The following is a 26,150-nucleotide window of genomic DNA, read 5'->3' as shown; positions in this document are numbered from 1 at the left end:
GCGTGCCGGTGGCGCACGACACCTGCTGTGAGATACTGCGTCTCGTGCTCATCCTGGCAATCATCGTTTTCGGCATGGTCATCGGCGCCCTGGCGCAGATCCTCCTCGGCGGCAAGAACCTGCGCACCGTCGACTGGGGTCTCGCCCTGGTGGCCGGCATCGTCGGCTCCTTCGTCGGCGGACTGCTCATCAGCCTGCTCTCGGGCGACGGCCTCGAGCTCCGCCCGAGTGGCATCATCGGCTCCCTCGTGGGTGCCGTTCTGGTGACCGCCGGGTGGATCTTCTTCAAGAAGCGTTCGACCGTCTAGCAGCCGGTGTCAGATGTAGCGCTTCGTGGCGGCAGAAGCAACGACGCACTACATCTGGCCACCGGCCCGAAATGAGGCCTGACCAGGCGATTGGTTCGGAACCGTGCTCGTCGGCTAGGCTTTACATCGCTCCGCTTCTCCAGGGAGCAACGGGCTGTGGCGCAGTTTGGTAGCGCACTTGACTGGGGGTCAAGTGGTCGCAGGTTCAAATCCTGTCAGCCCGACAGAAAACCCCGGTGAGCGTCGCTCACCGGGGTTTTGTTCTCGGAACCATCGACCGCTCACACGACCAGCGGCACCGCGACGTCGGCGCCGCCTTCCTCGGTGATCCGGGCACCCATCTGCGTGTACGTGGGCGCGGTGATGAACCCACCGGCGAGGAGTGCCTCACCCTGGCGGAACCCGGGCGACTCCGCCAGGAGGTGTTCGGGTACGAAGCCGAAGGTGTCGGCCAGCTCGGCGAGATCGCGTGGGGCGTTCATCCGCATCAGGCACAGGTTGTCGCACTGGGACAGGACATTGGGGTGGATCTTGGTCGGCCGCTGGGTTGACAGCAGCAGCCAGAGGCCGAATTTGCGGCCCTCGGCGGCGATCTGCACGACCCGGTCGATCAGCGCCTGCTCGACCGCGCTGGTGGCCTGCGGTGGGCAGATGTTGTGGGCCTCGTCGATCACGATGAGTATCGGGCGCCGCTCGTCGCGGTGGGCCCAGAGGTGTTCGAGCACACTGAGGGCGGCGACCTTCGGTTCCGCTGGGTGGGCGAACCCACCCAGGTCGAGCACGGTCGCCTGGGGTCGCTCGTCGATGACGTCGGTCGCCGCGAGGTCACCCCGCGCCCAGAGTGCCCAGTCGAGGACCTGCAGATTCTCGATACGCTTGGCCAGCCGCTGATGTCCGGGGTCGGCGGAACTGCGTAGCGCGTCGAGGTAGGTGGTCTGGTCCGATGTTTCGGTGAGTGTGGCGTCGGCGTGCAGCAGGACGTTGTACTCGTCGGCGTCGGCGATCGGATCCAGCTGCAGGACCGCGGCCTTCGCGGCCAGGGGCAGGGTCAGGAATCGCGTCCGCAATTGCGGTCCGTCACGTCGCGTCGAATGCAGGACCCGGATGTCGGATGCCGCGATCGCATCCGCGGCGGCGGGGTCCGCGGTACCCCGTGTCTCGGGCAACCGGGTGAAATCCGCGTTCGGATCGAGGATCAGCAACGGGAGTCGGGTCCGGAGCAGCAGCTGTTCGAGAACCACCCCGAGCGCGTAGGTCTTCCCGGAGCCGCTCTGGCCGCACCAGAAGGTGTGCCGATTGAACTTCTCCGCGGTGAGGAGGACGTCGGTCGTCGCGTTGTCGCGATGGCTTCCCACTGTCAGCTGAACCACGCTCGTACCTTACTGGCACGGGCGGGATTCCATCGGATTACGGAGCGGTCAGCTCCTTGCGGAGAACGAACGCCCGATCGCCGGTCTCGGGGTCGCGCAGCGGGAATTCGTGCCGGGCATAGAAGCGGTGCGCGTCGACGTCGGGTTCGTCGACCTCGATCTCGAATTCCCCGGCGCCCCGTCGCGCCGCCTCGGCAACCGCGGCGGTGAGGACGGCACCACCGAGTCCGCGGCTGCGTTGGGCGGGCGTGGTGTACATCTCGTCGAGCAGGGCGATGCCGCCGTCGACCCAGACGTTTGTCCGGATGGTCACCAGGCCCAGCGAGGTGATCGGGTCGCCGGCCACGATCGCGAAAGTCGAACTGCGCGAGAGTAAATCGGTCAGTCGATCGGCCAGGGCGGCCGGTCCGGGAGACGGTTCGCCGTACTCGCGGTTGAAGGCGTCGAGCAGTTCGGCCATGGTCGCCGCGTCGGCCGGTGTCGCCACTCGCGGGCTGTCGGGCTCGTTCACGGTCACCACCGTAGCCGCCCACCCGACGATCACCGGCGCAGGTCAACCCAGGGCGCCGAACCGGGCGAGTAGCCGGTCGACCGCACTGCAATCCTGCAGGACTCGTCGTCTATCGGGATCCTCTGCGGACTCGCGCAGCATCGTGGCGCCGTCCGGGATCCGCTCGGCGGCGAGGATGGCCGACCAGGCGGCGCTGTCGGTCGCCGTGAACGCGTCGACGCCGTCGCGCAGCGCATGCGCCAGGACGAGCCGGTCGTCCGGGCCGAGCCGGTCGTGGACCATCGCGATCATCTCGCCGGCGACCGAGCCGTGCGCGCGCTCGTCGCGGCGATGCAGGGCGACGGTGGCTTGGTGAACCGGTTGGATCGTCCGATCCTCGGCGATCAACGTGAGGTAGTCCCCGATGGAGGTCTCGGCGACCGTCGCGTATGCCAGGGTCGTGAGCGCCGCGGCTCGTGCCGACTCCGCACGTGCGAGCGCAGCCCGATGGCGGCGCACCATCAACGACTCGGGCAGTGTGGCATCCGGGAGCGTCCAGGCACGCCGGCGGCGGGTCAGCGCGGAAGCGTTCAGATGCATCAGCGTGTGGTACTCCTCGTCGACCATCGACTGGACGACCGCCGCCCTCCCGGCGTCGGAGAACCCAGTGCCGAAGGCATCCCGGAACAGCAAGCCGAAACCGGGTGTGACCACGTCTTGTTCGATGTCGACGACGTTCTTGTTGTATGCGATCCACCCCCACGCCCGGACCCGGGACCGGCGGTCCTCGTCGAGCCCGTTCCATCCCGGATGTCCGGCGAAGGGGAGCAGTGTCTCGGGATAGTCGACGCAATCGTCGTCGTAGAGATCGTCCATGGTCGGGCCGTCGAGTTCGGGCTCGGTGCGGCGCACCGTGGCCCGCCGCGACCAGCTGCGCACCAGCCCACGGATCACCGCCGTCTCCACCGGGTCGGCGGCGTCGTGGTCGGGCAGCGTGCCGGTCACGACGCCAACCCGGCGAACAGTTGCGCGCACAGCCCGGCATACTCGCTGCCGCGATCGCCCAGCGGCGCTCCGGCCCGGGCGAGCAGCGCCGTGAACTCGTCGGTGTCGCTGTCGCAGGTGGCGGAGACCCGGGACACCGCACGCGCCAACGCATCCCGGGCCGTCGACGCGCACGGGTTCGACGACTGCACGTCCCGGTACACCTCCGGTGTCCCACCGGCGACGCGCGCCAGCATCGCCGACATCGTCATGAACGGCGGGGTGGCCAGTGTCGCCGCCTCGTCGGCCTCGACGCCGAGATCGGCGAGCGCGACCCCGAACGACAGGATGGTCGCATGGGTGAGGGCCTGCACCGCGGCGCACAGGCGGTCGTGCCGATCGGCGGTGGTGACCTGCACGCGAGCGCCCCACCTCGCCAGGTCGTCGATCAGGCGGTCCACGCCGGGTCCGTCGCGATGGACGACCACCGCAATCGCGCGGCCGGGCAGACCGAGGGACGGGGCGAACATCGGGTTCACGCCGACGGCCGGGCCCGTTGTGGCGCAACGGCTCTCGTCCAGTCCGCCGACGGCCGCCGCGAACCGGGTCTTCACCGACAGCGTCTCCACCAGCATCGCGGTCGGGCGCATCAGTGATCGCACCGTCCCCAGCGAGGCGACGGCGACATTCTCCGGCACCGCGAGGACCACGATGTCCGCCGCGCGCACCCGCGCGGTCGCCTCTGGGCCGGGGGCACGGATGTCGTCGCCGGAGGTGGCGTCCAGGATGTGTACGAGGTCGCCGCCGCTGCGCCACCGGTCCGCGAACATGGATCCCACCGCCCCTGCTCCGCCGGCCACGACCACCGACCGCGCACCGGGGCCGGCCGATTCGGTCACGAGTCGCTCTCCTCGGCGACGGACAGGCAGCGTCGCATGGTCAGGGCCTTGACCATCGTCTCCTCGAACTCCTCGTCCGGATCCGACAGCGCGACGATCGCACCGCCGACGCCGAAGGTCACCTCGGAACCGGTCGCCACCATCGTGCGGATCACGATCGACAGGTCAGCGGTTCCGGTGAGCGAGAAGAAGCCGATCGCCCCCGAGTACACGCCCCGCGGACCCGCCTCGAGTTTGTCGATGATCTCCATCGTGCGGATCTTCGGTGCGCCGGTCATCGAACCGCCGGGAAAGGCCGCCCGCACACAGTCGACCGCCGACACCCCGTTCCGCAGCGTCCCCCGCACGGTCGACACCATTTGATGCACGGGTGCGTAGGTCTCGATGTCGAACAGTGACGGCACATGCACCGACCCCGGGACGCAGACACGCGACAGGTCGTTGCGGACGAGGTCCACGATCATCAGGTTCTCCGACCGGTCCTTCTCGCTCGCCCGTAGCGCGGATCGCAAGTGGTGGTCCTCGGTGGGATCGGCCGACCGCGGCCGTGTCCCCTTGATCGGCTTCGACTCGACCGTCCCGTCGGCACCGATCTTCAAGAACCGTTCCGGCGACGCGCTGAGCACCGACATCCCGGCGAACTGCAGCAGGGCGTTGTAGGGCATCGGGCTGATCTCCCGCAGACACGAATACCCGGACACGGGGTCGAGGCTGCGGTGCACGGTCGCCGAGTTCGTCAGACACACCTCGTACGACTCCCCGGACCGGATCTCCGCCAGACAGTCCTCGATGAGCCTCAGGTACGTCTGGCGGTTGTGGCGGAACACGATCGGCACCTCGTGGGGCGCCGGGACCAGCGGGGGAGTCGTCGCCGGAGCGGGTGTGGCGGTTCGCATCTCCCGAATGGTCGACGCCGTCTCGTCCAACCACGTCGCGACATCGGGATCCGGGCTCTCGACTGCTTCTAGTGCGAGCACATACGCACACCCGTGTCCGTGGTCGATCACCACCGCGCGGTCGGCGAACACGAGCGCCGCGTCGGCCTGCTCGGAGGCATGCGCCAGCTGGCCGCCGGTGTCCGCTTTGAGCTCGTAGCCGAGATAGCCGACGTACCCCAGACAGAACGCGAACGGCAGCTCAGGTTGCGCAGCCACCGCACGCGCCCGCAGCTGGGCGTCGAGGTAGTCGAAGAAGGTGCTGCGGACCTCCTCCGCTGTACCGTCCGAATGTTCGACTCGCACAGTCATTTCCGGGACCCGGTAGGTCACATACTCGGCGTGGGGGCCCGAGCAGTCTCCCATGACGGAGAAGCGACCGTCGGTCTCCTCGGCAGCCGACCGGTCGAGCCAATAGCTGTTCGGGCCACCGGCGAACAGTCGTTCATAGACGCTGTTCGGGTCCACCACGTGGTCCACCCGAACCGATCGGACCCGGTATTCCTCGTGCCGATTCCCCGTCGGTTCACTCCCCGCCGATTCACTCGTCGACGCCTCACTGGCCGGGCGCTCCGTCGTCGCCGACGCCCGACTCGCCCCGACCGAGACCCCGCGGTGCGCTCGCACCCGTGTGGCCGCCGCGAAGTTGGCCAACAGCTCCCGGCCGTACTCGCTGCAGATCGACTCCGGATGGAACTGCACCCCCCACATCGGCAACACCCGGTGGCGCACCGCCATCAGGACGCCGTCGTCGGACCACGCCTGCTCCTCCAACTCGTCGGGGACCTCCACCACCGCCAGCGAGTGATACCTGACCGCCCGGAACGGGGACGGCAGTCCCGCGAACAAGCCCCGGCCGTCGTGGTGGACGGTGCTGAGTCGTCCGTGCCGCGGCTCGGGGGCCCGTACCACCGGGCTGCCGAACACATGGCACAGGCCCTGGTGGCCCAGGCACACCCCGAGCACGGGTAGTCCGCTGTCGGTCAGAGCCCGTGCGCTGATCCCGAAGTCGCGGGGGTAATCCGGACGGCCCGGGCCGGGGGAGACCACCACGTTGTCGAAAGCTGTCAGGTCCACCGACGTCCAGGGCACATCGTTGGCGACGACGACCGGCTCCCGGCGGTTGACCTGGGTCAACAACGCGTACAGGTTGTACGTGAACGAGTCGTAGTTGTCGATCAGCAGTGTGCGCACCGGGTCCACCTCAGTCCGCGCTCGCGACTGCGGACGGGTGTCGGGCGGGGTCACGATCCGGCTCCGATCGCTGCGACGTCTCGGTCCCGACGATCAGATCCTCGACCCGACAGGTCTCCGAGATCATGAGGTCGTAGAGGGCATGCAGGAAATCGGTGGACAGGTCGTGATCGATGGCGAACCGGTGGGCGTGTTCGTGTACAGCGCCGACCCGGCGCGGCTGCATCACCGGGATGGCGTGCCGTCGTTTGAGTTCCGCGATGCGTGTGCAGACCTCGATCCGGGCCCGCACGTCTTCGAGCAGACGGTCGTCGATCCCGTCCAATTCCGTTCGCAGGGCTTCCAGTTCGCGTGCGGTGGGGTCGTCTCCACCCGGCGCACGGCTGTTGATGTTCGTCGATCGGGTCATGGCGCGACCACCTAGCAGTGTCCGAAAGTGCGGCCCGCCGACTTGACCCGCCCGACATGCGGCGCCTGCCCCCGTCCGGCATTGCGCCCGGCCCGCGTTCGCGAACCGCATCCCCCGACTCGGTCTATGGTCGCACCGAGCATGCGTGTCGCGAGGGGCGTTGACGTCACCAGGTGATCACGATTCGCCAACGACTAGTACGTCAAGGCACGAGATCCGTTGCCGGGGCGGCGGTTCGATTGCGGCAAGTCCGACCTTCCGGGCGTCGTTGCCGAGACCCTTTGCCGCGCTTACTTTCCGGGGTGCCGGAGGTGTCCGTAGAGGGCGGCGCGATAGCCGCGTGTGTAACTCGGTTCCTCGTCGTCGGGGTCGGGCGGACACGCGAGCGTCGACGACGCCAGTTGTCGCGCCCACGGCGCGGGAAGCGCACCGAGATCGGCCGCGGCATCGACGAAACCCTGCTGGAACAGGTCTGGATCGAGGTGCTCGTCGAGTTCGGCGTCGAAGATCGGGAACGACGTGGGCAGGCGCGTGACGACGCCGTACTCGGTGACGATGTCGAGTTCGGGGAGGTCGGAGTCGGGATTCTTCAACGGACCGAACGCCTCTCGGCCAGGGTGCGATACAGGGTCGCGCGGCTCACCCCGAGCTCTTGCGCGATCCTGGGTACGGAAACCCCCTGCGCGCGCATCTGTTCGGCGCGCACCACCTGATCGGCGTCGAGCGCCCGCGGCCGGCCGATCGCCGACGTGGACCCACGCAGGGTTCTCGGCGTGGAACGGTCCGACCGTCTCGGCGCGTCGTCGTCGAGTTCGGCCAGCGACGCCAGCACCGCGACGATCATCGCTCCGGCCGGGTCGGCGGTGTCGATTCCCTCGCGGAGCGAGCGCAGTCCGATGCGACGCCCGGCCATTTGGTTCGCGACCTCCATGACCTCGCGAACGTTCCGGCCGAGGCGGTCGATGCCGACGACCACCGTGGTGTCGCCGGCTCGCGCGTAGTCGAGGAGGGCGGCCATCCCGGGCCGCTGACCCGCGGGCGCGGAGCGATCGGTCGCATCGGTGTAGATCCGCGCGGGGTCCACCCCGGCATCGGTGAGCGCGTCGATCTGGGGCGCGAGTGCGTGGGCGCCGGGGGAGTCGCGTGCGTAGCCGAGGGCCATCCCCGACGGCTGTGTTGCGTCTGCTGTCACCGCGTCAGCGTATCTCAGAAGTATCGAAACAGACTCAAAAGACTCGCCGGTGTTTCGAGACATATGACGCAGCGGGGATGTTGGGTCTCGATAGTCCCAAAAAGAGTCTCGAAATAGGAGAGATGACTCAGGTGCGGCCGCGTTCGGGGTACACCCGTTCGCGCCGTTTCACCGCGTTGTGCCGCGCGGGCGTCGCGCCGGCGCTACCGTCGCACCACGGTCGTCGGAGGAGGTACATCCATGGGGCTCGCTCACTCGGACAGTCACTCGACGGAACCGCGCCTCGTCGAGACGCCGACCGGGCCGGTCGAATATGTCGACGTCGGATCCGGGCCACCGCTGGTGTTCGTGCACGGGTCCCCGGGTGGCTGCGACCAGGGGGTCCTGATGACGCGCTTCCTGGCCGGGACGCATCGCGTCATCGCGGTCTCTCGACCGGGCTACCTGGGTACGCCCCTGGGCGGCGACAATCGAGATCCGGCCGCGCAGGCGGCACTGGTCAGGGCGGTGCTGGATTCGGTGGGGATCGATCGTTTCGGGCTGATGTGCTGGTCCGGTGGCGGTCCCGTCGCCTACTCGTTGGCGGCTTCCGTACCCGAGCGGGTGTCCGCGATCGTCGCGGTCGCCGCGGTCAGCACCCGCTTCGATCCGCGGAGCAGCCTGCGCGGACGACTCGAACTGTCCGAGGAGAAGCTTCTCTTCAGTCGTTTCGGAAACTGGGTGGCCACGACGCTTGCGTCACACGCGCCGTCCACGGCCATCTCGACACTCCTGTCCGGTGAGGGAGACCTGTCGCGTGTACAGATCAGGGCGCTCACCGCGGAGATCATCGCCGATGACGACCAGCGCACGCTGGCAATCGATCTGTTCGACACCGTGTCGGGGTCGCGAAAAGCTGGCTTCGACAATGACTTCGACCAATTTCGCGACCTCGACCTACCGCTCGCGGAGGTGACCGCACCCGTGCTGGCGATACACTCCCGAACCGACGCCGACGTCCCGTTCGATCAGAGTGTCCATGCCGCGCAGACGCTGCCCGATGCTCGCCTCGAAGCCGTCGACGAGGGAACGCACCTGTCGTTGTGGCTCGGCTCGGACGCTCCGAGGCTGCAGTCGCTGGTCGTCGAACATCTGTCTGGGGCGTCGCGTACATGACGCTCGACGCTCGAGGATGCCGGATCACGAACTCACGTCGCGTGCGACATCGGTTCGCTGATGCGACTTCGATCGAGGTCGCGTAGACGGATTGATGTCGCATGCGACATCGATCTCAGGGTCGGCGTAGTCGGCTGGGCTCCTGATCAGAACAGTGTCGGCGGGAGAGCGCCCTCGAACTCGAGCAGCCAGCGTTTGGTCGCCAGACCCTGACCGTCCGCGCCGCCCGAGTAGCCGCCGAGTCCGTCGCCGGCGACGACGCGATGACACGGGATGATCAACGGCAGGGGGTTGATCCCCATGATCGTGCCGACGCCGCGCGCAGAGACCCGCGTGCCGCTCATCGCCGCGAGTTCGCCGTAGGTGACCGTGTCGCCGTGGGCGACCGTCCGGTGCAGCGTCGACAGGACCGCCCGGGCGGCGTCCGACATCCGATCGAGATCGACAGGCAGGTCGAAATCGGTCAGCTCACTCGCGAAATAGGCGCGGATCTGTCGAATCGCCTCTGCGAGAACGGGATCGATGGTCTCGTCATCGGTCGGTACGTCGGTGGTCACTCGCCAGGCCACGCGCACGACGGCCGATCCATTGCTGTCGACGGCCACGGCGCCGACCGGCGTCGGTACGAGAGCACGGCATGGTGTGGTCATCGGTGAGATCTCACGGTCGAGGTCAGGTCCGGCCACACAGTATCGGAGAGTCACGACACAGACGGCGCTGCGGGGAATACCCGGCCGAGCTGTGGTGTTCCGCCCACCATGAGTGCTAAAGCAGAGTTGAGTCCTGAAGGCTGGGTCCGCGAGCAGACCGAGAAGATCCTGGAGCAGGGCACGACCGACGGTGTGACCGTGATGGACCGTCCGATCGTACTGTTCACCACGACCGGCGCGAAGTCGGGCAAGAAGCGCTACGTCCCGCTGATGCGCGTGGAGGAGAACGGCAAGTACCTCATGGTCGCCTCGAAGGGCGGCGCGCCCGAGCATCCGGCGTGGTACCACAACGTGAAGGCGAACCCCCAGGTCACCGCGCAGGACGGTACCGACGTGAAGGAATTGACCGCGCGCGAGCTGAGTGACGGCGAGGAGCGCGATCACTGGTGGGAGCTGGCCGTCGCCGCCTTCCCGCCCTACGCCGAGTACCAGACGAAGACCGATCGGCAGATCCCGGTGTTCGTCCTCGAGTGAGCGTCGCGCTGCATCGATAAAGCCCCCGACCGCGGTCGGGGGCTTTACGCTGTCTGAGGCAACCTGCCGGAGGGAGAGTCATGGGTGACGTGATCGACTTCAAGCAGGTCTCCACCGCGGGACTCGAGAGTTCACCGGTTGCGGAGGCGCTGGCGGGACTCCGGGCAAACGAGGCCCGGTACTACAAGACGAAGTACGGGCACGACTTCACCGTCGTCCCGGCGTCGGACGCGCCCGAAATCCTCGACCGGGTGACCGCGATCCTGGCCGACGAGCGCGACATCACCATCGCCTCACCCGCGCTCGAGGTCAGCGACTTCGAGGTGGGCCCGGACGACGGAAGGCTGCACATGTCGTACGTGTTCTACGAGTCCGGCCTCGCGGTGAACGACATGTACAGCATCGATCCCGGTGGGAAGCGTGCCGTCGGGTTCAAGCTCTCCGACGGCATGGACGTCCCGACCGAGTCGGAGTCGACGTTCAAGTTCGCGCGTCAGAAATCGAAACTCGCCGGCGTGATCCGCGGGTCGTACTTCGTCATCAAAGGGGAGTACTGACCCCCGGGGTCACGAGAAGCGGATATTCAGTGTGGCGAGACCGAAGATCTTGCGGCCGCCCGACTTGGCCACCACGATCACGACGCCCGTCCGGGTCGCCGGATCGAGCGACTTGATCCGCCCGCTGTACTCGATCTCGCCGCCCTCGGCGCCGGACACGACAGCGGGCTGGGACAGGCGCACCGCGTAGCGGGTGACGGCACCCGGGTCGCCCGACCACGACGACACGAAAGCGGCCCCGAGCCCCATGGTCAGCATGCCGTGCGCGATGACATCAGGCAGGCCGGCCAGTTTTGCGCTCGTCTCGTCCCAATGGATGGGGTTCGCGTCGCCCGCGACACCGCCGTAGTTGACCAGATCGCCGCGCGACAACCTGATCGTGTGCAGAGGCAGTTCGTCGCCGACGTTCAGCTCGTCGAAGTTCCGTGCGCCCGATGTCCGCCCGCTGTCGTCAGCGGTGCGGACGTCAGCGTCGGGACGGACCGTCCGCACGTATCGTTCCGCCGCTTCGTCGTGGCTGAAGATGTTGACGTCGTGCATCATCACCTTGCGAACCGCACTGCTCAACTCGGGGTCGACCTCGTCGGCGGTGACCCCGACGACCGTCGTGTGCATGGTGTGCACACGCTCGCCCGAGGCATCGGTCATGGTGTTGGTCACGGTGATCAGGTCTTTGCCCGCGATCCGACGGACACTCGTCAGCTCCACGTCCGTCGTCAGCTCGTCGCCGGCGACGATCGGGCGGTGCTGCTCGAAGACCTGCTCGGTCTGGACGTAGGTGTCGTATCCGACGATGACCTTCTCGAACAGCTCCCGGTTCGCCGCCATCGCCGGGATGGAGGTGAAGGTGAGCGGCGCGACGAGACCGGAATAGCCAAGGGCGGCTGCGGCTTCGGGCTCCCAGTGGGCGCCGTGGTAGTCCTGGACCGCGCGTGCGTACTCACGCACCTTCTCGCGGCCGACCTGATACGAGCCGTCGAGCACGTAGTAGTGGCCGACGCGGGATCCGATCCCGGAGGGATCGTCGGTGGTCGTGGCGGTGGTCGTCGGGGTGTGCGTCACCCCGAACACGCTAACGGTGTGCGCATTCGAGTCCAACTCCGGAGTAACTCTCCGACACCGCGGTCAGCGCCGGAGACCTTTCCCGTGGGCGTACTCGGCCGGGCGACCCGAGGTCTGCCAGTCGTGCCAGTTCTCCCGATGGCGGCACATCCACTTCTCGTGAAGTCGACGGAATCGAGGTGAGAGTCGACGGGTGGTTTCGACGACGATCACCACCGGTAGTCGGAGCACGATGACGAGCATCCCCGGAACCGGACTGGGCATCCGGTAGCGCAGCCGCGTCGTGGGCAGTATGTAGACGCTCGAGTACGCCGCGTACATCGCCGCGTTGTATGTGCCGCGCAACCGCTGCAAGCCGGTCGACCCGCGCTTCGCGAACGCGGCCGGGAACGACTCGATGAGCTCTGCGCCGTCGGCCCCGGCGTCGTAGGTGCGGGTGGACGTGACGAAGGCCAGCAATCGCAACGAGTCGGCGATCGTTTCCGGATACCACTGCGTGCGCACCCCGAGTAGGTGGCCGAGGTAGCGCTGATAATGCAGCAGGACGCGGATCTCGCGGGGTGTCGTCTGTATTCCGGTCAGCCACAGCGCCATCGCGGGCACCACGCTGCCGCCCAGCAGGGTCAGTAGTTGGTAGGACTGACTGATCGGGTCGCCCCAGCGTTGGCGGTCCCATTCCGGGTGTTCGGCGACGGTGCGCCGGACCCACACGTGCATGATGCGTACCCGCATCGCCGTCGCACGACCCTGCGACCCCGGCGTGAGCAACGCGTCGGGTTGCGAGACGTCGATCCAGAAACGCGAGGTCTCCAGGAACCGGCGCAGAGCGTTGTCGCCCGCATAACCCCCGGCCAGCGAGAGCGGTTTCGCGACCGCGGCCTCGGTGTACATCTCCAGGGTGATCCCCCCGGCGACGCTGAACAGGCCGGTACCCCACCGGCGCCAGATGGCCTCGCCCTCCGCGATCAGCTCGGGGTCGACCCAGTCGGGCACCGTCTCGAACTCCTCGAACAGGTCGACCAGTGCGGGCGGGGGATCGTCGATGCTGTCCAGGCCGTCGGTGAGTGCCTGATCGAGCAGGGCCCGGGCCGCCTCGCCGCCCAACGTGCCGTAGACCTCGTCGACGAAACGTTCGGCCACGGGGTCGGTGCGGAACATGTCCTCGGCGAAGGTGCGGAGGTTCTCCGGCTCCGGGAAGAGGTCTTTGCGGGTGAACCGCCGAACCAGCGCCCGCACGCCTCGCAGACGCCGGTTGGTCATCGCGGACTCATAGGCGACCGCCGCCGGAAAGGCAGGAGTATCGAGTGGCAGCGAGGTGGACACGGGGACTCCTGACGTGAGACGGATTCCTAGATGTGTATCACCCGCGGTGCTCTGCTGACCAGTCGGCAACGGCGTCTTGACTTCAAGTGAACTCGAAGTTGCACCGTGGTGGGACATTCAACCAATCCGAGGAGGTATCGATGCGCCGCGTATCCGCCGACCTGTGGGAGACCAGCTCCGACAACCCGTTTCCGGGACTGACCACGCATGCCTACCTGTGGAGGTCGACTCGAAACGTCCTCTTCTACTCGGTTGCGTCGGACTCCGAGTTCGATGAGCTCTACCGCCTGGGTGGGATCGACGAGCAATATCTGTCGCATCAGGATGAGGCCGGGCCGCTGCTGGCAGCGATCCACGGACGATTCGGGACGACACTGCACGCTCCTTTCGCCGAAGCGGACCGGATCGGCCGCTACGCGCGGATCGGGGTGGGGCTCGCGGACCGGCACACGGACGGCAACGGGGTCGAGGTGATCCCGACACCCGGCCATTCCCCGGGTAGCACGAGCTACCTGGTGCACGGCGCCGACGGCGACCGCTACCTGTTCACCGGGGACACCCTCTATCGCAGTGCGTCGGGGCGGTGGACCGCCGGGTATCTCCCGGGCATCAGTGACCCCGACCAGCTCGCGGGGAGCCTCGAACTGCTGGCCACTCTTGCCCCGGACGTCGTCATATCGAGCGCGTATGCGGGGGAGTCAGCCGTTCACCGTGTCGACACGTCCACCTGGACAGCCGGTGTCACCGAAGCGATTCTCGGCCTGCAGGTGGCTGCGGACCGAAACGCCTAGTCGAACAGCCGCCGGAAGAGATTGGTCTCGGCGAGGTCGACCAGTTCGTCGCCGCGTCCGGACAGTACGGTGCGGAGCGCGTACAGCGTGAAGCCCTTGGCCTGGGCGGCGGTGATCGTCGGCGGGATGGACAGCTCCTGCCGAGCGGTGACGACATCGAGCAGCGCCGGACCATCGTGCGAGAGGAGCTCGTCGACCGCACCGGCCAGGTCGTCCGGCCGCTCGACGCGCCGACCGTGGATACCGAGCGACTCCGCCAGCGCGGCGAAGTCCGGATTCTCCAGATCGGTTCCGTAGTTGACGAATCCGGCCGCCTTCATCTCGACCTCGACGAAGTTCAGCGACGAGTTGTCGAAGACGACGATCTTCACCGGCAGGTTGTTCTGGGTGATGGTCAGCAGCTCGCCGAGCAGCATCGCGAGCCCGCCGTCGCCGGCGAGCGCAACGATCTGGCGGTCCGGGAAGGCGGTCTGTGCGCCGATCGCCTGGGACACGGCATTGGCCATCGAGCCGTGGGTGAACGAGCCGATCAGGCGACGGGCCCCGTTCATCTCGAGGTAGCGCGCCGCCCACACCACCGGTGAGCCGACGTCGGGGATGAACACCGCGTCGCGGTCGGCTTTCTCGCTGATGAGGCGGGTGAGGTACTGCGGGTGGATGGGCGTCCGGTTGCGGTCGTTGTCGGCGAGGTCGTCGAGGCGGCGCCGTGCCGTGGCGTAGTGGGCCAAACGAGGTCGACAGGTGTGCGGAGTCGCGGCCGGTGGAGATCTTCGGCAGGAGCGCACGGGCGGTGTCGCCGACATCGCCGACGAGTGGCAGGTCGACGGGGCAGCGTCGACCGATCTGCTCGCCACGGATGTCGACCTGGATGATGGTCGCCTTCGACGGATAGAACTGTTCATAGGGGAAGTCGGTGCCCAGCATGAGCAGTGTGTCGCACTTCTCGATCGCCCGGTATCCGGACGAGAAGCCGAGCAGCCCGGTCATTCCCACGTCGTAGGGGTTGTCGTACTCGATGAATTCCTTGCCCCGCAACGCGTGCACGACGGGGGCCTGCAGGGCACGGGCGAGCTCGACGACCTCGTCGTGAGACCCCTGCACCCCCGCCCCGGCGAGAATAGTCACGCGCTCGGAGGCGTTGAGAGTGTCTGCGGCGCGGTCGATCTCGGCATCGGTGGGCCGGGTGACCCGCGGGATACGGCGGATGGGGGCGCCGGCGCGCCGTTTCGGGCACGGCGCCAGGAAGGTCTCGCCCGGGATGACGAGGACCGCCACATCCTGTTTCTCGACCGCGGTGCGCAGGGCGATGTCGAGCAGGCGCGGCATCTGGTCGGGCGTGCCGACCATCTCGCAGAAGGCGCTGCATTCCCGAAACAGCTGCTCGGGGTGGGTCTCCTGGAAGTATCCGGTGCCGATCTCCGTCGCCGGGATGTGCGCGGCGATCGCGAGGACCGGGACACGACTGCGGTGTGCGTCGAACAGTCCGTTGATCAGGTGCAGGTTGCCGGGCCCGCAACTTCCCACGCACACCGCGAGTTCACCGGTGAGCGCGGCTTCGGCGGACGCGGCGAACGCCGCCGACTCCTCGTGTCGCACATGTCGCCACGAGATGGTGTCGTTTCTCCGCAGGGCATCGGTGAAACCGTTGAGTGAATCACCGGGCAACCCGTGGACGTGCCGGACTCCGGCGCGCTCGAGTTCCTCGACGATCCTCTCCGCGACAGTGGGCGGCATGGCGATCCGTTCGGTCGGCGGCGGTGTGCCCCGACTATAGACGCGGCGCGCGCCGGCGTGGCCACCGAAGAATTCGACCCACCCTGATTCGCCGACATGTCTCCGCTGCCAGACGGTGTGAAAATCGATTGCATGCCACGACGCGGTGAACCCCTCCAGAAGCTCGGATTTCTGACGATCGGACGCTTCGACGGTGACGACCCGCGCCCCGGCCACCTCGAGACGCTGCGGATGATCGAGCTGGCCGAACAACTCGGCTTCGACAGCGTGTGGGTGCGCAACCGGCATCTGCAGTACGGCATCTCCTCGCCGGTGGCCCTGCTGGCGGCCGCGGCGGTGCGCACCAGTCGCATCGAGCTCGGTACCGCGGTGATCCCGCTCGGTCTGGAGAATCCGCTGCGGCTGGCCGAAGACCTGGCGACGGTCGACATCCTCAGCGGGGGACGGCTCAACCCGGGGGTCTCCGTCGGTGTGCCGATGCGCTACGACGACTTCAAGACCGCGCTGTATCCCGAAACCCATGCGCTCGAGAACTTCTCGAAGGACCGGGTGGTGAGGCTCCTGGACAACCTGCGGGGCGAACCCGTCAGCGACTTCGAGGGCACCGTCGGGATAGAGACGTTCTCCCGACGGGTGCAACCGCATTCGCCGGGTCTCGCCGATCGGGTCTGGTACGGAGGTGGATTGAGCTCGGCGATCTGGGCGGGCCGGCAAGGCATCAACTATCTGACGTCCTCGGTGGTGACCACCGAGGGCACGGAGTCGCGCGACTTCGCGACCATCCAGGCCGAACACATCGACGCCTACCGTGCCCATCACGTTAACCCCGACCGTGCGCGCGTGTCCCAAGGGCTCGTGGTGATCCCCACGGATTCCGCGACCGCGGACCAGATCCGCAAGTACCGGGCGTATGCCGACAGTCGGTTCGAGCGCACGCTCACCCCGCAGGGCCCGCGGGGCCTCCTGTTCTCGCCGGACCTCGTCGGACCGTCCGATGAACTCGCCGAGAGACTGTATGAGCACGCGGGATTCCAACGCGCCACCGAGGTGGCCTTCGCGTTGCCGTTCTCCTTCGACGAGCCGGACTACCTGCAGATCGTGGGTGATCTCGCCGGGCAGCTCGGACCGGCACTCGGATGGACGCCGGCCGGCGGGACTTCGTAACGAGTAACCCTGCGATGAAGCATCTTTCGCTACGGGATGGTGGAGGACTCGACCGGTTGACGCAGCAGGGTCCGAAGTTTCTCCGGAGCTACTCGGCGGAAGTCGCTGAAGTAGATCTCATGGTGACGGCCCGACATGCGTAAGCCGTTGTCGGGTATGAACCGATCGTGCATCTCGGCCAGCACCGGCCCCTCGTCGTCGAAGGGCCCGTGGTGCAGTGTCTGAACACACGACCCCTCGTCCAACGACTCCGTGCGTAGATCGGCGAGACGCGGCGGGGGCTTCGTCGCGCCGGCCTCGAGAACAGCGGCGTCGAGCAGATCCTCGCCGATCCAGTCGGGAACCATCAGCATGAGCGTCCAACTCCAGCGGCCCTTGTCCCGGGCGCCGGTGAAGGTGCTCATGTCGTCGGCCCACCAGAGCCCCTCGAGGGGCGGGACGACGTAGTCACGGCCGAGTTCACGACTGCTTGCGAACTTCAGCTTGTACGCAACCGGATACAGCGTCTCGATCGACGCCGCGAACTGTGGTGTCGAGTTGGGGTCGCCCGATCCGTCGATCATCAGGTAGCGCATGGCCGGAACGTCGAGAATGCGGAACTGGCCGCGCCGCGCCTTGTACGAGTCCAGCGTCTTCTTGAAGTCCACCTTCTCGGGCACGCCCTCGACACTATCCGGGAATGCGTCGCCGCTCATAGGTTCGCAGCGCGAGAAAGTATGCGGCCCCGCCGATGGCGAGACTCCAGGCGAGCGAGGCGACAACACTCGCGGTGGGGACCGGGGCGTCGGTGAGGGTTCCGCGCAGGACCTCGATGACGGGGGTGAAGGGCTGATACTCGGCGAATTGCCGCAACCCGGTGGGTAGGGATTCGGCCGGTACGAAACCCGTGCTGAGGAACGGCAGGATCGTGAGGAACATCGGTGTGTTGCTGGCGGTCTCGACGCTCTTGGCCGCCAGCCCGAGGTAGACCGAGAGCCAGATCAGCGCGACGGAGAACACGGAAGTCACGCCGAGCGCGCCCAGCCAGTCGAGCGGACCGGCCGACGGCCGGAATCCGATACCGACCGCGACGGCGAGGACCACGACGATGCTGAACAGCGCCTGCAGGAGGCTGGCGAGTACGTGACCGGTGAGGACAGCGGAGCGAGCGATGTCCATGGTGCGGAAACGGTTGATGATCCCCGAGGTCATGTCCATGGCAACGACGATGGCGGTGCCCTGAACCGCCGACGCGACAGTGACCAGCACGATCCCGGGCACCACATAGTCGAGGTAGGCGGCCCGCCCGCTGTCGCCGGACTGCGTGGTCATCCCGGCGCCGAGCTGGCCCCCGAACACGAAGACGAACAGCAGCAGGAAGACCACCGGGATGCCGACCAGCATCACGGTGAGCACCGGGAACTTGATGAGCCGCCGAACGTTGCGGCGGACCATGACCCGCGAATCCGACACCGTGTGTGCCAGGGTCGTCATGAGGCGGCTCCGGACGGATCCGGGTCGGTGGCACCGGGTTCGCCGGTGTCGGCATCGGCGGCCGCGGAAGCGGGATTGCCGGTGAGCGCGAAGAACACATCGTCGAGGGTCGGGGCGTGGACACCGACGTCGGTGACCGTGATGCCGGCGGCCTCCAGCTGGTTCAAGGTGGTCCGGACAGTGGTGACGGTGTCGTCGGTCGCGATGTCGAGGCGTCGTGCTTCGGGAACCGGACGCGCATCCGGCAGAAGCGATGCCGCCTTGTCGAAGGAGTCGCGGTCGGCGAAGGTCAGGCGCACCTCGGAGTCGTGCACCCGGCTCTTCAATTCGGCGGCGGTGCCCTCGGCCACGATGTGGCCGTGGTCCAGGACGGCGATGCGGTCGGCGAGCTGGTCGGCCTCCTCGAGGTACTGCGTGGTGAGGAAGATCGTGACGCCTTCGGCGGCGAGCCGGGAGATGGTCTCCCACAGCATCCGTCGACTCCTGGGGTCGAGACCCGTGGTCGGTTCGTCGAGGAAGATCACTCGCGGAATGGACACCAGAGTCATGGCGAGATCGAGGCGCCGACGCATGCCGCCGGAGTAGGTCGACACCGCGCAGTCGGCGGCCGCGATCAGATCGAACTGCTCGATCAACTCCTGGGCGCGGGCCTGTCCGTTGCGTCGGCCCAGCCGTCGTAGGTCGGCCATGAGCACCAGATTGTCGCGCCCGCTGAACAATTCGTCGACCGCGACCGACTGGCCGGTGACACCGATCATCGCGCGCACCGCACGCGTCTGCGCGACCGTGTCGTATCCGCCGATCGTCACCGTCCCCGAGTCGGCGGGGAACAGGGTCGACGCGATGCCGACGGTCGTGGTCTTGCCGGAACCGTTCGGCCCCAGCAGGGCGGTCACGCTGCCGGCGGGTATCTCGAGATCGATGCCGTCGAGAACGCGATGTCCGCCATAGCTTTTCGTCAACCCGCGGATCTCGATGTCGGCGCCGGTGGTCAACCGATCGGGTCCGTCCGGCGGGCCGGTGCGCTCATCGGTCCTGCGCGTCGAGCCGGGCCGCGACCTCGGCGGGGAATCCGCCGGTGGTCACCGGACCCCACCTCGTCGGCGTGATGCGGATCAGCGACTTGCCCTGTGTTCGCATCGCTGCTCGGTACTCGTCCCAATCGGGGTGCTCACCGGAGATGCTGCGGAAGTAGTCGACGAGCGCGTCCTCGGCCTCGGGCATGTCGAGGACCTCGGCATCACCGTCGACCTGGACCCAGGCGCCGTTGAAGTCGTCGGAGAGCACCACGACACTGGCCACCGGCGTGTGCCGGAGGTTCGCCGCCTTCGCCCGGCCGGGATAGGTCGAGATGACGATGCGGCCCTGCTCGTCGACCCCACCGGTGACCGGCGACATCTGCGGGCTGCCGTTGGAGCGGACGGTGCTGAGGATCATGTGGTGGCGCGGCCGGATGAACTCCAGCAGTTCGGCACGGTCGACACCATCGGCTTTCGCGACTGTTCTGGCCATGCGCCGACCTTACGCCGGGACCGGGGTCTCAGGGCAGCGCGGCGATGAGGCCGGCCTGGACGGCGCTGACCGGGGTCGTCGACTTGCCGTCGACCGTCATCGCGTCGTCGGTGTTGATCACGATGATGATCGTCGTGTCCGATTCGTAGTTGTGGAACAACGAGGTGTTGTATCCGGGGAAATCCCCGTCGTGACCCCACCATCCGTCGCGGTTGCCGATACCGATGCCGTATCCGGAGGTGGCGGTGTTCGGTGGCGGCGAGGTGAGAATCGAGTCCCGGCGCAGTTGTTGGGTCGCCGGATTCAGGACGCCCTGCCCGGTGAACAAGGCCTCACCCCAGGTCTGCAGGTCGTCGACGGTCGAGATGACGGCACCGGCGGTGGACGCGAAGGACGGATTCCAGCGCGTCGAGTCGACCGTCTGCCCGTCGGGCTGGCCCTGGTCGGTGAGGCCGTCGAGATGTGGGTCGGGGATCTCGACCGACCCGCCGGGCCACGAGGACTCGTCCATGCCCAGGGGCGTGAAGATCCGGTCGGCGAAGACCTCGCCGATGGGTTTCGCGAGCACCTTCTCGATGACCAGGCCCAGCAGGACGTAATTAGTGTTGGAGTACTCCCAGCCCTGCCCCGGCGGAAAGCTGGGTGGCAGCGCCTTCGCGGTGTCCACCAGTTCGGTGGGCGTCCAGACGGATTCGGGGTCGGCGAAGAACTTCCGGTCGAAGGACTCGGACGCGGTGTACGACGGGATGCCGCTGGTCATGTCGGCGACCTGGCGCAACGTCGCGCTGCCGTTCGGGGCGTCCGGGACGAACCTGTCGATGCGGTCGTCGAGCGAGACGCGGCCCTCCTGGACGAGCTGCAGCAGCAGGGTGGCCGTCATCGTCTTGGTGAGCGAGCCGATGCGGGTGTGATCCGCCGCCTGGATGGGATCGTCCCCGCCGGCCGCCCGGACCCCGGACGTCCCCGTCCAGGTTCCGGCCGGTGAGATGACCCGGGCGATGACGCCGGGGAGATTCCCGGCGGCCCGGGTGTCGTCGATCGCCTTCTGGAACGCCGCCGCGGTGTCGGCCGGCACCGAGGTCGTCTGACCCGAGCCGGGCGCTGCACTCGACGATCCCGCACCGGATGCCGTCTCCGAGGGTGAGCATGCGACGAGGCCGAGTACGGCCGCTGCACCGATCGTCACCATGCGGAGGAGGGCCGTGGCGCGCACGGGGTTTCGGCTCATGTGGTCACTCTAACGGCAGGTCGGCGCACCGAGGCGACTTGGCGCAAATGGGACAACGTCCGGGGCGGGTATGTCAGATGCGGTGCGCCAGCGCCGGCGAGACCGGGTAGATGTCGACGGCCGTGGCGAGCTTCGAGGCGACGGCCCGCTCCCGCGCCACCGGGTCGAAACCCCGCCCGTACGGCCGGTCCGGGACGGACGTACCGGAATCCACCACCGTCCAGTCCGAGCCGGCCTCGACCAGTGACCAATGTTTGGTGGTGTAGTAACCCGGCATCGCCGCGACCGCGATCCCGGGATCGCCCGCGGCCGCGGCCATCAGGTGCGGGTGGAACCGCGTGCTGATCCAGGTGTTGTGGTGACCGGCGGGCAACCCGTCGTTCCAGACGTCGCGGAAGGTGCGCACGGTGGCACCGGCCAGACGTGTTCCGAGCCGGTAAGGAACCTCGTAATCGTGCCCCGGAATTCCCTCGACGACGGTGACCGCCGAACCGGGCACGTCCCAGGAGTCGAGCGTTGCCCGTACGAAGTCGGCCAGGGCCTCGACGCCGGTCGCCCGCGGTCCGGCGAACTTCTCGGTGAGGTCGGACTGCAGGCACAGCACGACGCCGTTCTCGGCCGGTGTGTCCATCTCTCGATACAGCGGAGGCCGGGGCCGGTGGAGGGTCAGCCACGCGTCGTCCCCGGAATGACGTGCGCCGATGATGCCGTCGAGTACGTCGTACGACGCGGTGTCGCGCACGTCCACGACGTCGAATGCGGCGAACGCCTCGGTCAACGCCGCCCACGCGGCGCCCTGCAGCGCGGGAACGAGTCCCTGACCCGTCGCGGCGAGGCGCGCCCCGGAGCGCCGGGCCACCGCAGCAGCTGCGACGAACAACGAGACATGGTGTGGCCACACGGTATTGAGGTAGCCGCCGCCCAGGAGGTGGATGGTGGTCGCCGACTCCAGGAGGTCGATCCCGGCGGTCAGTCGCGGCGCCAGACCTGAGTCGAGGGCGGCGGCGCCGACCCACTCCCAGGGCGCGGGTTGTTCGGCCTCCGCGGCGTAAGTGGTCAATTGCCAGAGGGTGTCGACGACGAGCATGTTCGGGTGGGCATCGCGCAGCAGCGTCGTGGCCGTGCCCGGGCTGTGGCAGTCCAGCACGATCGTGGCATTCGGACGCACCCGGGTCAGGTGCCGCAACCAGGTTCTTGCGATCAGTTCGTCGCCGTAGTTCGGGTGGCCGGCCGGTGCCACCAGGTAGATCACCTCGCCGGCACCCATCGCGCGGCCGAGACGTGACTCGGCGGAGCGCTGCCGGACCGAGGTGCCGATGCGGTCGGCGAGCACGCCCGCGGCCCGGAACAGGGGGCGGTTGAGTGCCGGTCTGCTGGTCACGATCCCCAAGGTTACGGCGTGCGCGGCCGGTGGCCCCGGTCGGACAGAGATCGGACGACACGGCGCGCGCTGGTACGAGGTGTCGCCGCTACCCGAAGGTGCCCTCGAGGTGACGCAGCGCGGCCTTGCCGTCGGTGGTCGGCCCGCGGTACCCGACGTACCCGTCGGGACGGATGACGAACACCGTCGAACCGTCGGGGCGGTAGCCATCGGCGAAGCGGCCGTCGGTGTCCCGGAGCAGCGGTAGTTCGGTGCTGCCGACCTGCGCGGTCGGCGCGGCGATCACATGGATGTCGAGGTGGCCGTGCGCCCTCGTCGACATCTCGTCGGCGAGTGATTCGAGTACCGCGACCTCGTCGGCGCCGGCGGTGGGGTCGGCGTACAGGACGAGCGAATGGTCGACGCCGCCGATCACGTCGAACAGTCGCAGCGGGAAATTGACGGAATCGCGGCTGAGGCCGGCGGCATCCGGTGCGCGTTCACCGGCACGCGGCGCGGCCGGCGCCGTGGGCACCGCCGACCCGGCGACGAGCGGACTGTCGGCGTAGGAGATCAGCAATTGGCCCTCGCGCCGCATGATGAAGTCCAAGTCGTTGGAATCGGCGCCGATGCCCTCGCGGGCGTCCCGGACCGTGCGTCCCACGACCTCCTCGCCGACGGGCCGACGTTCGAGGTCGTAGCTGTCGAGGAGCCCGTCGGAGCCGACACCCGCGACAGCGAGGGCGAGCTTCCAGGCGAGGTTGTGTGCATCCTGCACGCCGGTGTTCATCCCCTGCGCACCCGTGGGCGGGTGGATATGGGCGGCGTCGCCGGCGACGAACACGCGTCCACGACCGTAGGAATCGACGATGCGGTGACTGATCCGGAACACCGAGGACCAGCGCAGGTTCGACACCGTCGCGGGTTCCGGTGCGAGGCGGTCGACCACGGCCTGGATGTGGGACAGTTCCGGCGCCCGGGTTCCCTCGAAACCGTGCGCCACACCGTCTCCGCCGGTGGTCGGTGCGACCGCGAGTTCGTCGGGGACGAGCATCGACATCCGGTAGCGGCCGCGGCCGGGAAGGGGGATGCACACCAGCTGGTCGTCGGTCGTGCCGTCCGCGGTCTGGTGCATCGAGCGGATCGCGTACCCCTGGGGCATCGACCAGTCCGCCACGACGTCGCCGAGCATGTACTGCTCGGTGAAGGCGGCCCCTTCGAAGGACAGCCCGAGTCCCTTGCGCACCACGCTGTGGGCGCCGTCGGCGCCGAGCAGATAGCCCGCACGGACGGTGGTGTCCCCGTCCGGACCCGTGAGCGTCACGGTCACCCCGTCCGCGTCCTGGTCGAACGCGGACACGGCGGTGCCCCGGTCGACCTCGGTACCCAGATCGGTCAGGCGCTCACGCAGGATGCGCTCGGTCGCGTACTGGGGGAGCAGGTGGAATCGGTAGGGCACGTCGGGTGGCGTCGACAGATCGACCCGCGAGACCTGACTTCCGTTGACGTAGACGAGTTGTCCGCGCATCTCGAGCCCGGCGTCGAGCACCTGTTTCACGACGCCCATGCTCTCGAAGACCTCGAGCGTCCGCGGTTGGATCCCGACCGCCTTGGCGTACTGCGGGGGTTCGAGGAGCGGATCGACGATCCGCACGCGAACTCCGCGCCTGCGCAGCTCGATGGCGGCGGTCAAGCCGATGGGGCCCGCGCCGGCGATCAGGACATCGACTTCGGTCATGGAATCCTCCCGTTGTCGGCAGTCGCCGACGCTCTGAGGATTATCGGGCGGGTGGCATCCCACCGCCACCAGAACGGAGAAATCGGACGTCAAACGGACGGTCGACTCCGGCCCGGTCACCTCGGGATGGCGGCGGGGCCGATCGTCCGGGCGCCCAGTTGCGCGACTCTGGCCCGCAATTCACGGTCGGCGGTGACGACGATGCGCTCGCGACGAGGATCTGAATCCGCGACGACGCCGACGATCGTGTCGTCCCCCGAACCCGGCGCGTCGACGATCCGGACCTGTTCGCTCGCCACGACACCGCGGGCCCGACCCTCGACGACGAGCACCACCTCGAGTGGCCCCGGCAGTCCTTCGAGTCCGCCGACGGCGACGGAATCGAGACGCGTCCGCAACCGTTCGGTGGCTCCGCGGCGATCGCGCCACCACCCGTCGGGCACCGAACCCACGACGTTGGCGGCGTCGACGACGAGCAGGGGCCGGTCGTTTGGGGTGCGATCGTGCCGGGGTTCGGACGGTTCAGACATGCCGACCATCAGTCCACATCCGGCCACCCGGGGCGAGTGCGCCGTCCGATCGGCCGATCACAGGTCGCCGTGACAGAAGCGATTCGCCGGGTCGAGGCCGGCCTTGATCTCGTCGAGCCGGCGACGGTTGTCCGCGCTGAACGCGTCCGCGGCCCGGGCGACGCGTTCGGAGCCGGAGGTGAAGTTGAGGTAGGCGGCGCCGGTCACGTAGGGCTCGAGCTCGGCGCGGGTCACCCGCAACGTCGACTCGACGGCCAATGCGACGTGCGGATCGGGCACCGCCGCAACGAGTTCGAGAAGGAACCGGCCCTGTCGCCCCCGATCGTTGGGCGCGTTGTCCGCGCTGCGAGCGATCGCTCCACCGGCGTGGCGGATCTCGCCGCACACGATGAGCGGCGCCGACGCCGGGGCCGGCCGGACCCGCGCGGCGACGATGTCGACGGCCACGTCGGGGAGATCGTCGAACCATTCGGTGGTGACCATCACCGGCATCGGCTCGGTCGGGTCCATGCTGACGGCGTCGATCGCCGCGAACGGCAGCGCACCCCACATGTCGACGACCGGCGTCCGCCACTCGCGCCATTCGTCGACGACCGCGCGACCGGCGTCGAGATCCCCGGACCAGCAGCCGCGCACGACGGCGAAGCTCCGGCCGCGGAGCGGCGCCGGGACGTCGTCCGTGGGCGGGAGGTTGAGAATCGCGACGGCCGACGTCAGTTCCTCGGACTGGGCGGGCGCCCAGTCGCGGAACCGGCGGATGATCTCCTCGGCGTCGGCGGCCGGATAGAAGAGATTGCCGGCGTACACGGTCGACACCTCGACGAGCGCGATCTCCATGGACGTCACGACACCGAGACCGCCGGCGCCGGCGCCGCGCAACGCCCAGAAGAGGTGCGGGAAACTGGTATCGGTGACCCGGATCGGTGTCCCGTCCGGAGTCACCAGGTCGAACGAGAGCACGCGGTCCGACGAGAGGCCGTGGCGTCGACCGAGCCAGCCGAAACCGCCCCCGAGCGTGTAACCGACCGCCCCGACCCCGCCGGCCGAGCCCATCAGTGGCGCGAGACCGTACGGCGCCGCCGCGTCGACGACCGTTCGCCATGGGGCGCCGGCGCCGACCCGGGCGGTCCGGGTGACGGGGTCGACGCTCACCGACGAGAGCCGGGAGGTGTTGATCAGCAGTCCGCCGTCGGCCGGTCTCCCCGTGCCGTGACCGGTCGCCTGGACGGCGACGCGTAGATCTTCCTCGACGGCGAAGCGGACCGCCTCGACCACGTCGAAATGATTGTCGGGCACGGCGATCACGGCCGGGCGGTGCACGTCGAGCCGGTTGAAGCCGGATCGCGCGTCGAGGTAGCCGGCATCGCCGGGGCCGAAGACGTCGCCGGCGATCCGGTCGCGTAGTTGCGCGAGGACCGAGGTACGGGTCCGGACGGTGAGGCGCTCGGCGTGCTCGGGCAGGGAGGAGGCGGGTGTTGCGGGCATCGGCAGGTCCTCGGTCGCGGCCGGAACGATCCGGCGGAATTCGTCGGGCTCCGGGCGACGCCGGAGTCCTGAC

At 68.2% G+C, this 26,150-nt stretch carries 26 protein-coding genes, 1 tRNA gene and 1 pseudogene; 7 read left to right on the top strand and 21 right to left on the bottom strand.

Annotation, left to right across the window (positions count from 1 at the left end):
• The first annotated feature begins 44 nt into the window (after positions 1-44).
• Together M4D77_RS08660 and M4D77_RS08655 are read left to right on the top strand one after the other, a co-directional pair.
• Complete coding sequence (locus M4D77_RS08660) at positions 45-308, top strand: GlsB/YeaQ/YmgE family stress response membrane protein (protein WP_065629874.1); 264 nt, start codon at positions 45-47, stop codon at positions 306-308.
• Positions 309-458: 150 nt separating this feature from the next.
• A tRNA-Pro gene (locus tag M4D77_RS08655) sits at positions 459-532 on the top strand.
• Between the two features lie 57 nt (positions 533-589).
• On the opposite strand, the gene M4D77_RS08650 is transcribed toward M4D77_RS08655, so the two are convergent.
• From M4D77_RS08650 to M4D77_RS08615, 8 genes are all read right to left on the bottom strand, one after another.
• Positions 590-1,678 carry an ATP-binding protein gene (locus M4D77_RS08650; RefSeq protein ID WP_068972167.1) on the bottom strand — a complete coding sequence of 363 codons (1,089 nt, stop codon included), beginning with the start codon at positions 1,676-1,678 and terminating at the stop codon, positions 590-592.
• 37 nt (positions 1,679-1,715) lie between these two features.
• Positions 1,716-2,189 carry a GNAT family N-acetyltransferase gene (locus M4D77_RS08645; protein WP_083229477.1) on the bottom strand — a complete coding sequence of 158 codons (474 nt, stop codon included), beginning with the start codon at positions 2,187-2,189 and terminating at the stop codon, positions 1,716-1,718.
• 42 nt (positions 2,190-2,231) lie between these two features.
• Positions 2,232-3,173: a diiron oxygenase gene (locus M4D77_RS08640; protein WP_068972169.1), complete on the bottom strand. Its 942-nt coding sequence runs from the start codon at positions 3,171-3,173 to the stop codon at positions 2,232-2,234.
• Positions 3,170-4,051 (bottom strand): prephenate dehydrogenase dimerization domain-containing protein, encoded by an 882-nt coding sequence (locus tag M4D77_RS08635; protein WP_137810035.1) that lies wholly within the window; start codon positions 4,049-4,051, stop codon positions 3,170-3,172. The genes M4D77_RS08640 and M4D77_RS08635 overlap by 4 nt, the downstream gene beginning before the upstream one ends.
• Positions 4,048-6,189 (bottom strand): aminodeoxychorismate synthase component I, encoded by a 2,142-nt coding sequence (gene pabB, locus M4D77_RS08630; RefSeq protein ID WP_259936024.1) that lies wholly within the window; start codon positions 6,187-6,189, stop codon positions 4,048-4,050. The genes M4D77_RS08635 and pabB overlap by 4 nt, the downstream gene beginning before the upstream one ends.
• A gap of 1 nt (position 6,190) precedes the next feature.
• Positions 6,191-6,589 carry a chorismate mutase family protein gene (locus M4D77_RS08625; RefSeq protein WP_068972171.1) on the bottom strand — a complete coding sequence of 133 codons (399 nt, stop codon included), beginning with the start codon at positions 6,587-6,589 and terminating at the stop codon, positions 6,191-6,193.
• A gap of 290 nt (positions 6,590-6,879) precedes the next feature.
• Complete coding sequence (locus M4D77_RS08620) at positions 6,880-7,182, bottom strand: hypothetical protein (RefSeq protein WP_259936020.1); 303 nt, start codon at positions 7,180-7,182, stop codon at positions 6,880-6,882.
• Positions 7,179-7,751, bottom strand: a complete 573-nt coding sequence (locus tag M4D77_RS08615) for a recombinase family protein (protein ID WP_065629821.1) — start codon at positions 7,749-7,751, stop codon at positions 7,179-7,181. The genes M4D77_RS08620 and M4D77_RS08615 overlap by 4 nt, the downstream gene beginning before the upstream one ends.
• Before the next feature lie 270 nt (positions 7,752-8,021).
• On the opposite strand from M4D77_RS08615, the gene M4D77_RS08610 reads away from it, so the two are divergent.
• Complete coding sequence (locus M4D77_RS08610; RefSeq protein WP_211539539.1) at positions 8,022-8,936, top strand: alpha/beta fold hydrolase; 915 nt, start codon at positions 8,022-8,024, stop codon at positions 8,934-8,936.
• Between the two features lie 146 nt (positions 8,937-9,082).
• Here M4D77_RS08610 and M4D77_RS08605 read toward each other — a convergent pair whose 3' ends face one another.
• Positions 9,083-9,586: a methylated-DNA--[protein]-cysteine S-methyltransferase gene (locus M4D77_RS08605; RefSeq protein ID WP_259936019.1), complete on the bottom strand. Its 504-nt coding sequence runs from the start codon at positions 9,584-9,586 to the stop codon at positions 9,083-9,085.
• 108 nt (positions 9,587-9,694) lie between these two features.
• On the opposite strand from M4D77_RS08605, the gene M4D77_RS08600 reads away from it, so the two are divergent.
• Both M4D77_RS08600 and M4D77_RS08595 read left to right on the top strand, forming a co-directional pair.
• Positions 9,695-10,120 carry a nitroreductase family deazaflavin-dependent oxidoreductase gene (locus M4D77_RS08600; protein ID WP_259936018.1) on the top strand — a complete coding sequence of 142 codons (426 nt, stop codon included), beginning with the start codon at positions 9,695-9,697 and terminating at the stop codon, positions 10,118-10,120.
• Positions 10,121-10,200: 80 nt separating this feature from the next.
• Entirely contained in the window at positions 10,201-10,677 is a 477-nt protein-coding gene (locus M4D77_RS08595) for a phage tail protein (RefSeq protein WP_259936017.1), read from the top strand.
• 9 nt (positions 10,678-10,686) lie between these two features.
• Here the strand turns inward: M4D77_RS08595 and M4D77_RS08590 are convergent, their stop codons facing one another.
• Together M4D77_RS08590 and M4D77_RS08585 are read right to left on the bottom strand one after the other, a co-directional pair.
• Positions 10,687-11,739, bottom strand: a complete 1,053-nt coding sequence (locus M4D77_RS08590; protein ID WP_137810029.1) for a fused (3R)-hydroxyacyl-ACP dehydratase subunits HadA/HadB — start codon at positions 11,737-11,739, stop codon at positions 10,687-10,689.
• A 63-nt stretch (positions 11,740-11,802) separates the two neighbouring features.
• Positions 11,803-13,062 (bottom strand): oxygenase MpaB family protein, encoded by a 1,260-nt coding sequence (locus tag M4D77_RS08585; protein WP_259936016.1) that lies wholly within the window; start codon positions 13,060-13,062, stop codon positions 11,803-11,805.
• A gap of 140 nt (positions 13,063-13,202) precedes the next feature.
• Between M4D77_RS08585 and M4D77_RS08580 the strand changes: the two genes are divergently transcribed.
• Positions 13,203-13,853, top strand: a complete 651-nt coding sequence (locus M4D77_RS08580) for an MBL fold metallo-hydrolase (protein ID WP_259936015.1) — start codon at positions 13,203-13,205, stop codon at positions 13,851-13,853.
• On the opposite strand, the pseudogene poxB reads toward M4D77_RS08580, so the two are convergent.
• A pseudogene (poxB, locus tag M4D77_RS08575) lies at positions 13,850-15,587 on the bottom strand (ubiquinone-dependent pyruvate dehydrogenase). The gene M4D77_RS08580 and the pseudogene poxB sit on opposite strands and share 4 nt — an antisense overlap.
• Positions 15,588-15,719: 132 nt before the next feature.
• Here poxB and M4D77_RS08570 point away from each other — a divergent pair.
• Positions 15,720-16,751: an LLM class flavin-dependent oxidoreductase gene (locus tag M4D77_RS08570; RefSeq protein WP_159370954.1), complete on the top strand. Its 1,032-nt coding sequence runs from the start codon at positions 15,720-15,722 to the stop codon at positions 16,749-16,751.
• 29 nt (positions 16,752-16,780) lie between these two features.
• Here M4D77_RS08570 and M4D77_RS08565 read toward each other — a convergent pair whose 3' ends face one another.
• From M4D77_RS08565 to M4D77_RS08525, 9 genes are all read right to left on the bottom strand, one after another.
• The gene (locus tag M4D77_RS08565; RefSeq protein WP_078113831.1) at positions 16,781-17,410 is read right to left on the bottom strand and encodes a GyrI-like domain-containing protein; all 630 of its coding nucleotides are present in this window, start codon (positions 17,408-17,410) and stop codon (positions 16,781-16,783) included.
• A 10-nt stretch (positions 17,411-17,420) separates the two neighbouring features.
• The gene (locus M4D77_RS08560; protein ID WP_078113817.1) at positions 17,421-18,224 is read right to left on the bottom strand and encodes an ABC transporter permease; all 804 of its coding nucleotides are present in this window, start codon (positions 18,222-18,224) and stop codon (positions 17,421-17,423) included.
• Positions 18,221-19,219, bottom strand: coding sequence for an ATP-binding cassette domain-containing protein (locus tag M4D77_RS08555; RefSeq protein WP_259936014.1), 999 nt, complete (start codon positions 19,217-19,219; stop codon positions 18,221-18,223). The genes M4D77_RS08560 and M4D77_RS08555 overlap by 4 nt, the downstream gene beginning before the upstream one ends.
• Before the next feature lie 31 nt (positions 19,220-19,250).
• Complete coding sequence (locus M4D77_RS08550) at positions 19,251-19,736, bottom strand: PPOX class F420-dependent oxidoreductase (RefSeq protein ID WP_259936013.1); 486 nt, start codon at positions 19,734-19,736, stop codon at positions 19,251-19,253.
• 28 nt (positions 19,737-19,764) lie between these two features.
• The gene (locus M4D77_RS08545) at positions 19,765-20,964 is read right to left on the bottom strand and encodes a serine hydrolase (protein ID WP_259936012.1); all 1,200 of its coding nucleotides are present in this window, start codon (positions 20,962-20,964) and stop codon (positions 19,765-19,767) included.
• A gap of 73 nt (positions 20,965-21,037) precedes the next feature.
• On the bottom strand, positions 21,038-22,345 hold the full coding sequence (locus tag M4D77_RS08540) for a polysaccharide pyruvyl transferase family protein (RefSeq protein ID WP_259936011.1): 1,308 nt from the start codon (positions 22,343-22,345) through the stop codon (positions 21,038-21,040).
• Between the two features lie 88 nt (positions 22,346-22,433).
• Positions 22,434-24,062: an FAD-dependent monooxygenase gene (locus tag M4D77_RS08535; protein ID WP_259936010.1), complete on the bottom strand. Its 1,629-nt coding sequence runs from the start codon at positions 24,060-24,062 to the stop codon at positions 22,434-22,436.
• A 116-nt stretch (positions 24,063-24,178) separates the two neighbouring features.
• Positions 24,179-24,592 (bottom strand): hypothetical protein, encoded by a 414-nt coding sequence (locus M4D77_RS08530; RefSeq protein ID WP_137810019.1) that lies wholly within the window; start codon positions 24,590-24,592, stop codon positions 24,179-24,181.
• Between the two features lie 57 nt (positions 24,593-24,649).
• Positions 24,650-26,077, bottom strand: coding sequence for an FAD-binding oxidoreductase (locus M4D77_RS08525; protein ID WP_211539527.1), 1,428 nt, complete (start codon positions 26,075-26,077; stop codon positions 24,650-24,652).
• Positions 26,078-26,150: the final 73 nt, after the last annotated feature.

The organism is Gordonia sp. p3-SID1431 (assembly GCF_025143765.1).
GTDB lineage: Bacteria > Actinomycetota > Actinomycetes > Mycobacteriales > Mycobacteriaceae > Gordonia > Gordonia hongkongensis.
The sequence above is the reverse complement of the archived record's forward strand: the minus strand, read 5'-3'. Positions and strand labels throughout refer to the sequence as shown.

Bases quoted from the DNA above. Each gene is read 5' to 3' on its own strand.
- M4D77_RS08625 (WP_068972171.1), bottom strand. From the start codon at position 6,589: ATGACCCGATCGACGAACATCAACAGCCGTGCGCCGGGTGGAGACGAC.
- M4D77_RS08550 (WP_259936013.1), bottom strand. From the start codon at position 19,736: ATGGCCAGAACAGTCGCGAAAGCCGATGGTGTCGACCGTGCCGAACTG.
- M4D77_RS08615 (WP_065629821.1), bottom strand. From the start codon at position 7,751: ATGGCCCTCGGCTACGCACGCGACTCCCCCGGCGCCCACGCACTCGCG.
- M4D77_RS08595 (WP_259936017.1), top strand. From the start codon at position 10,201: ATGGGTGACGTGATCGACTTCAAGCAGGTCTCCACCGCGGGACTCGAG.
- M4D77_RS08535 (WP_259936010.1), bottom strand. From the start codon at position 24,062: ATGACCGAAGTCGATGTCCTGATCGCCGGCGCGGGCCCCATCGGCTTG.
- M4D77_RS08570 (WP_159370954.1), top strand. From the start codon at position 15,720: ATGCCACGACGCGGTGAACCCCTCCAGAAGCTCGGATTTCTGACGATC.
- M4D77_RS08610 (WP_211539539.1), top strand. From the start codon at position 8,022: ATGGGGCTCGCTCACTCGGACAGTCACTCGACGGAACCGCGCCTCGTC.
- M4D77_RS08560 (WP_078113817.1), bottom strand. From the start codon at position 18,224: ATGACGACCCTGGCACACACGGTGTCGGATTCGCGGGTCATGGTCCGC.
- M4D77_RS08600 (WP_259936018.1), top strand. From the start codon at position 9,695: ATGAGTGCTAAAGCAGAGTTGAGTCCTGAAGGCTGGGTCCGCGAGCAG.
- M4D77_RS08605 (WP_259936019.1), bottom strand. From the start codon at position 9,586: ATGACCACACCATGCCGTGCTCTCGTACCGACGCCGGTCGGCGCCGTG.
- M4D77_RS08530 (WP_137810019.1), bottom strand. From the start codon at position 24,592: ATGTCTGAACCGTCCGAACCCCGGCACGATCGCACCCCAAACGACCGG.
- M4D77_RS08580 (WP_259936015.1), top strand. From the start codon at position 13,203: ATGCGCCGCGTATCCGCCGACCTGTGGGAGACCAGCTCCGACAACCCG.
- M4D77_RS08545 (WP_259936012.1), bottom strand. From the start codon at position 20,964: ATGAGCCGAAACCCCGTGCGCGCCACGGCCCTCCTCCGCATGGTGACG.
- M4D77_RS08525 (WP_211539527.1), bottom strand. From the start codon at position 26,077: ATGCCCGCAACACCCGCCTCCTCCCTGCCCGAGCACGCCGAGCGCCTC.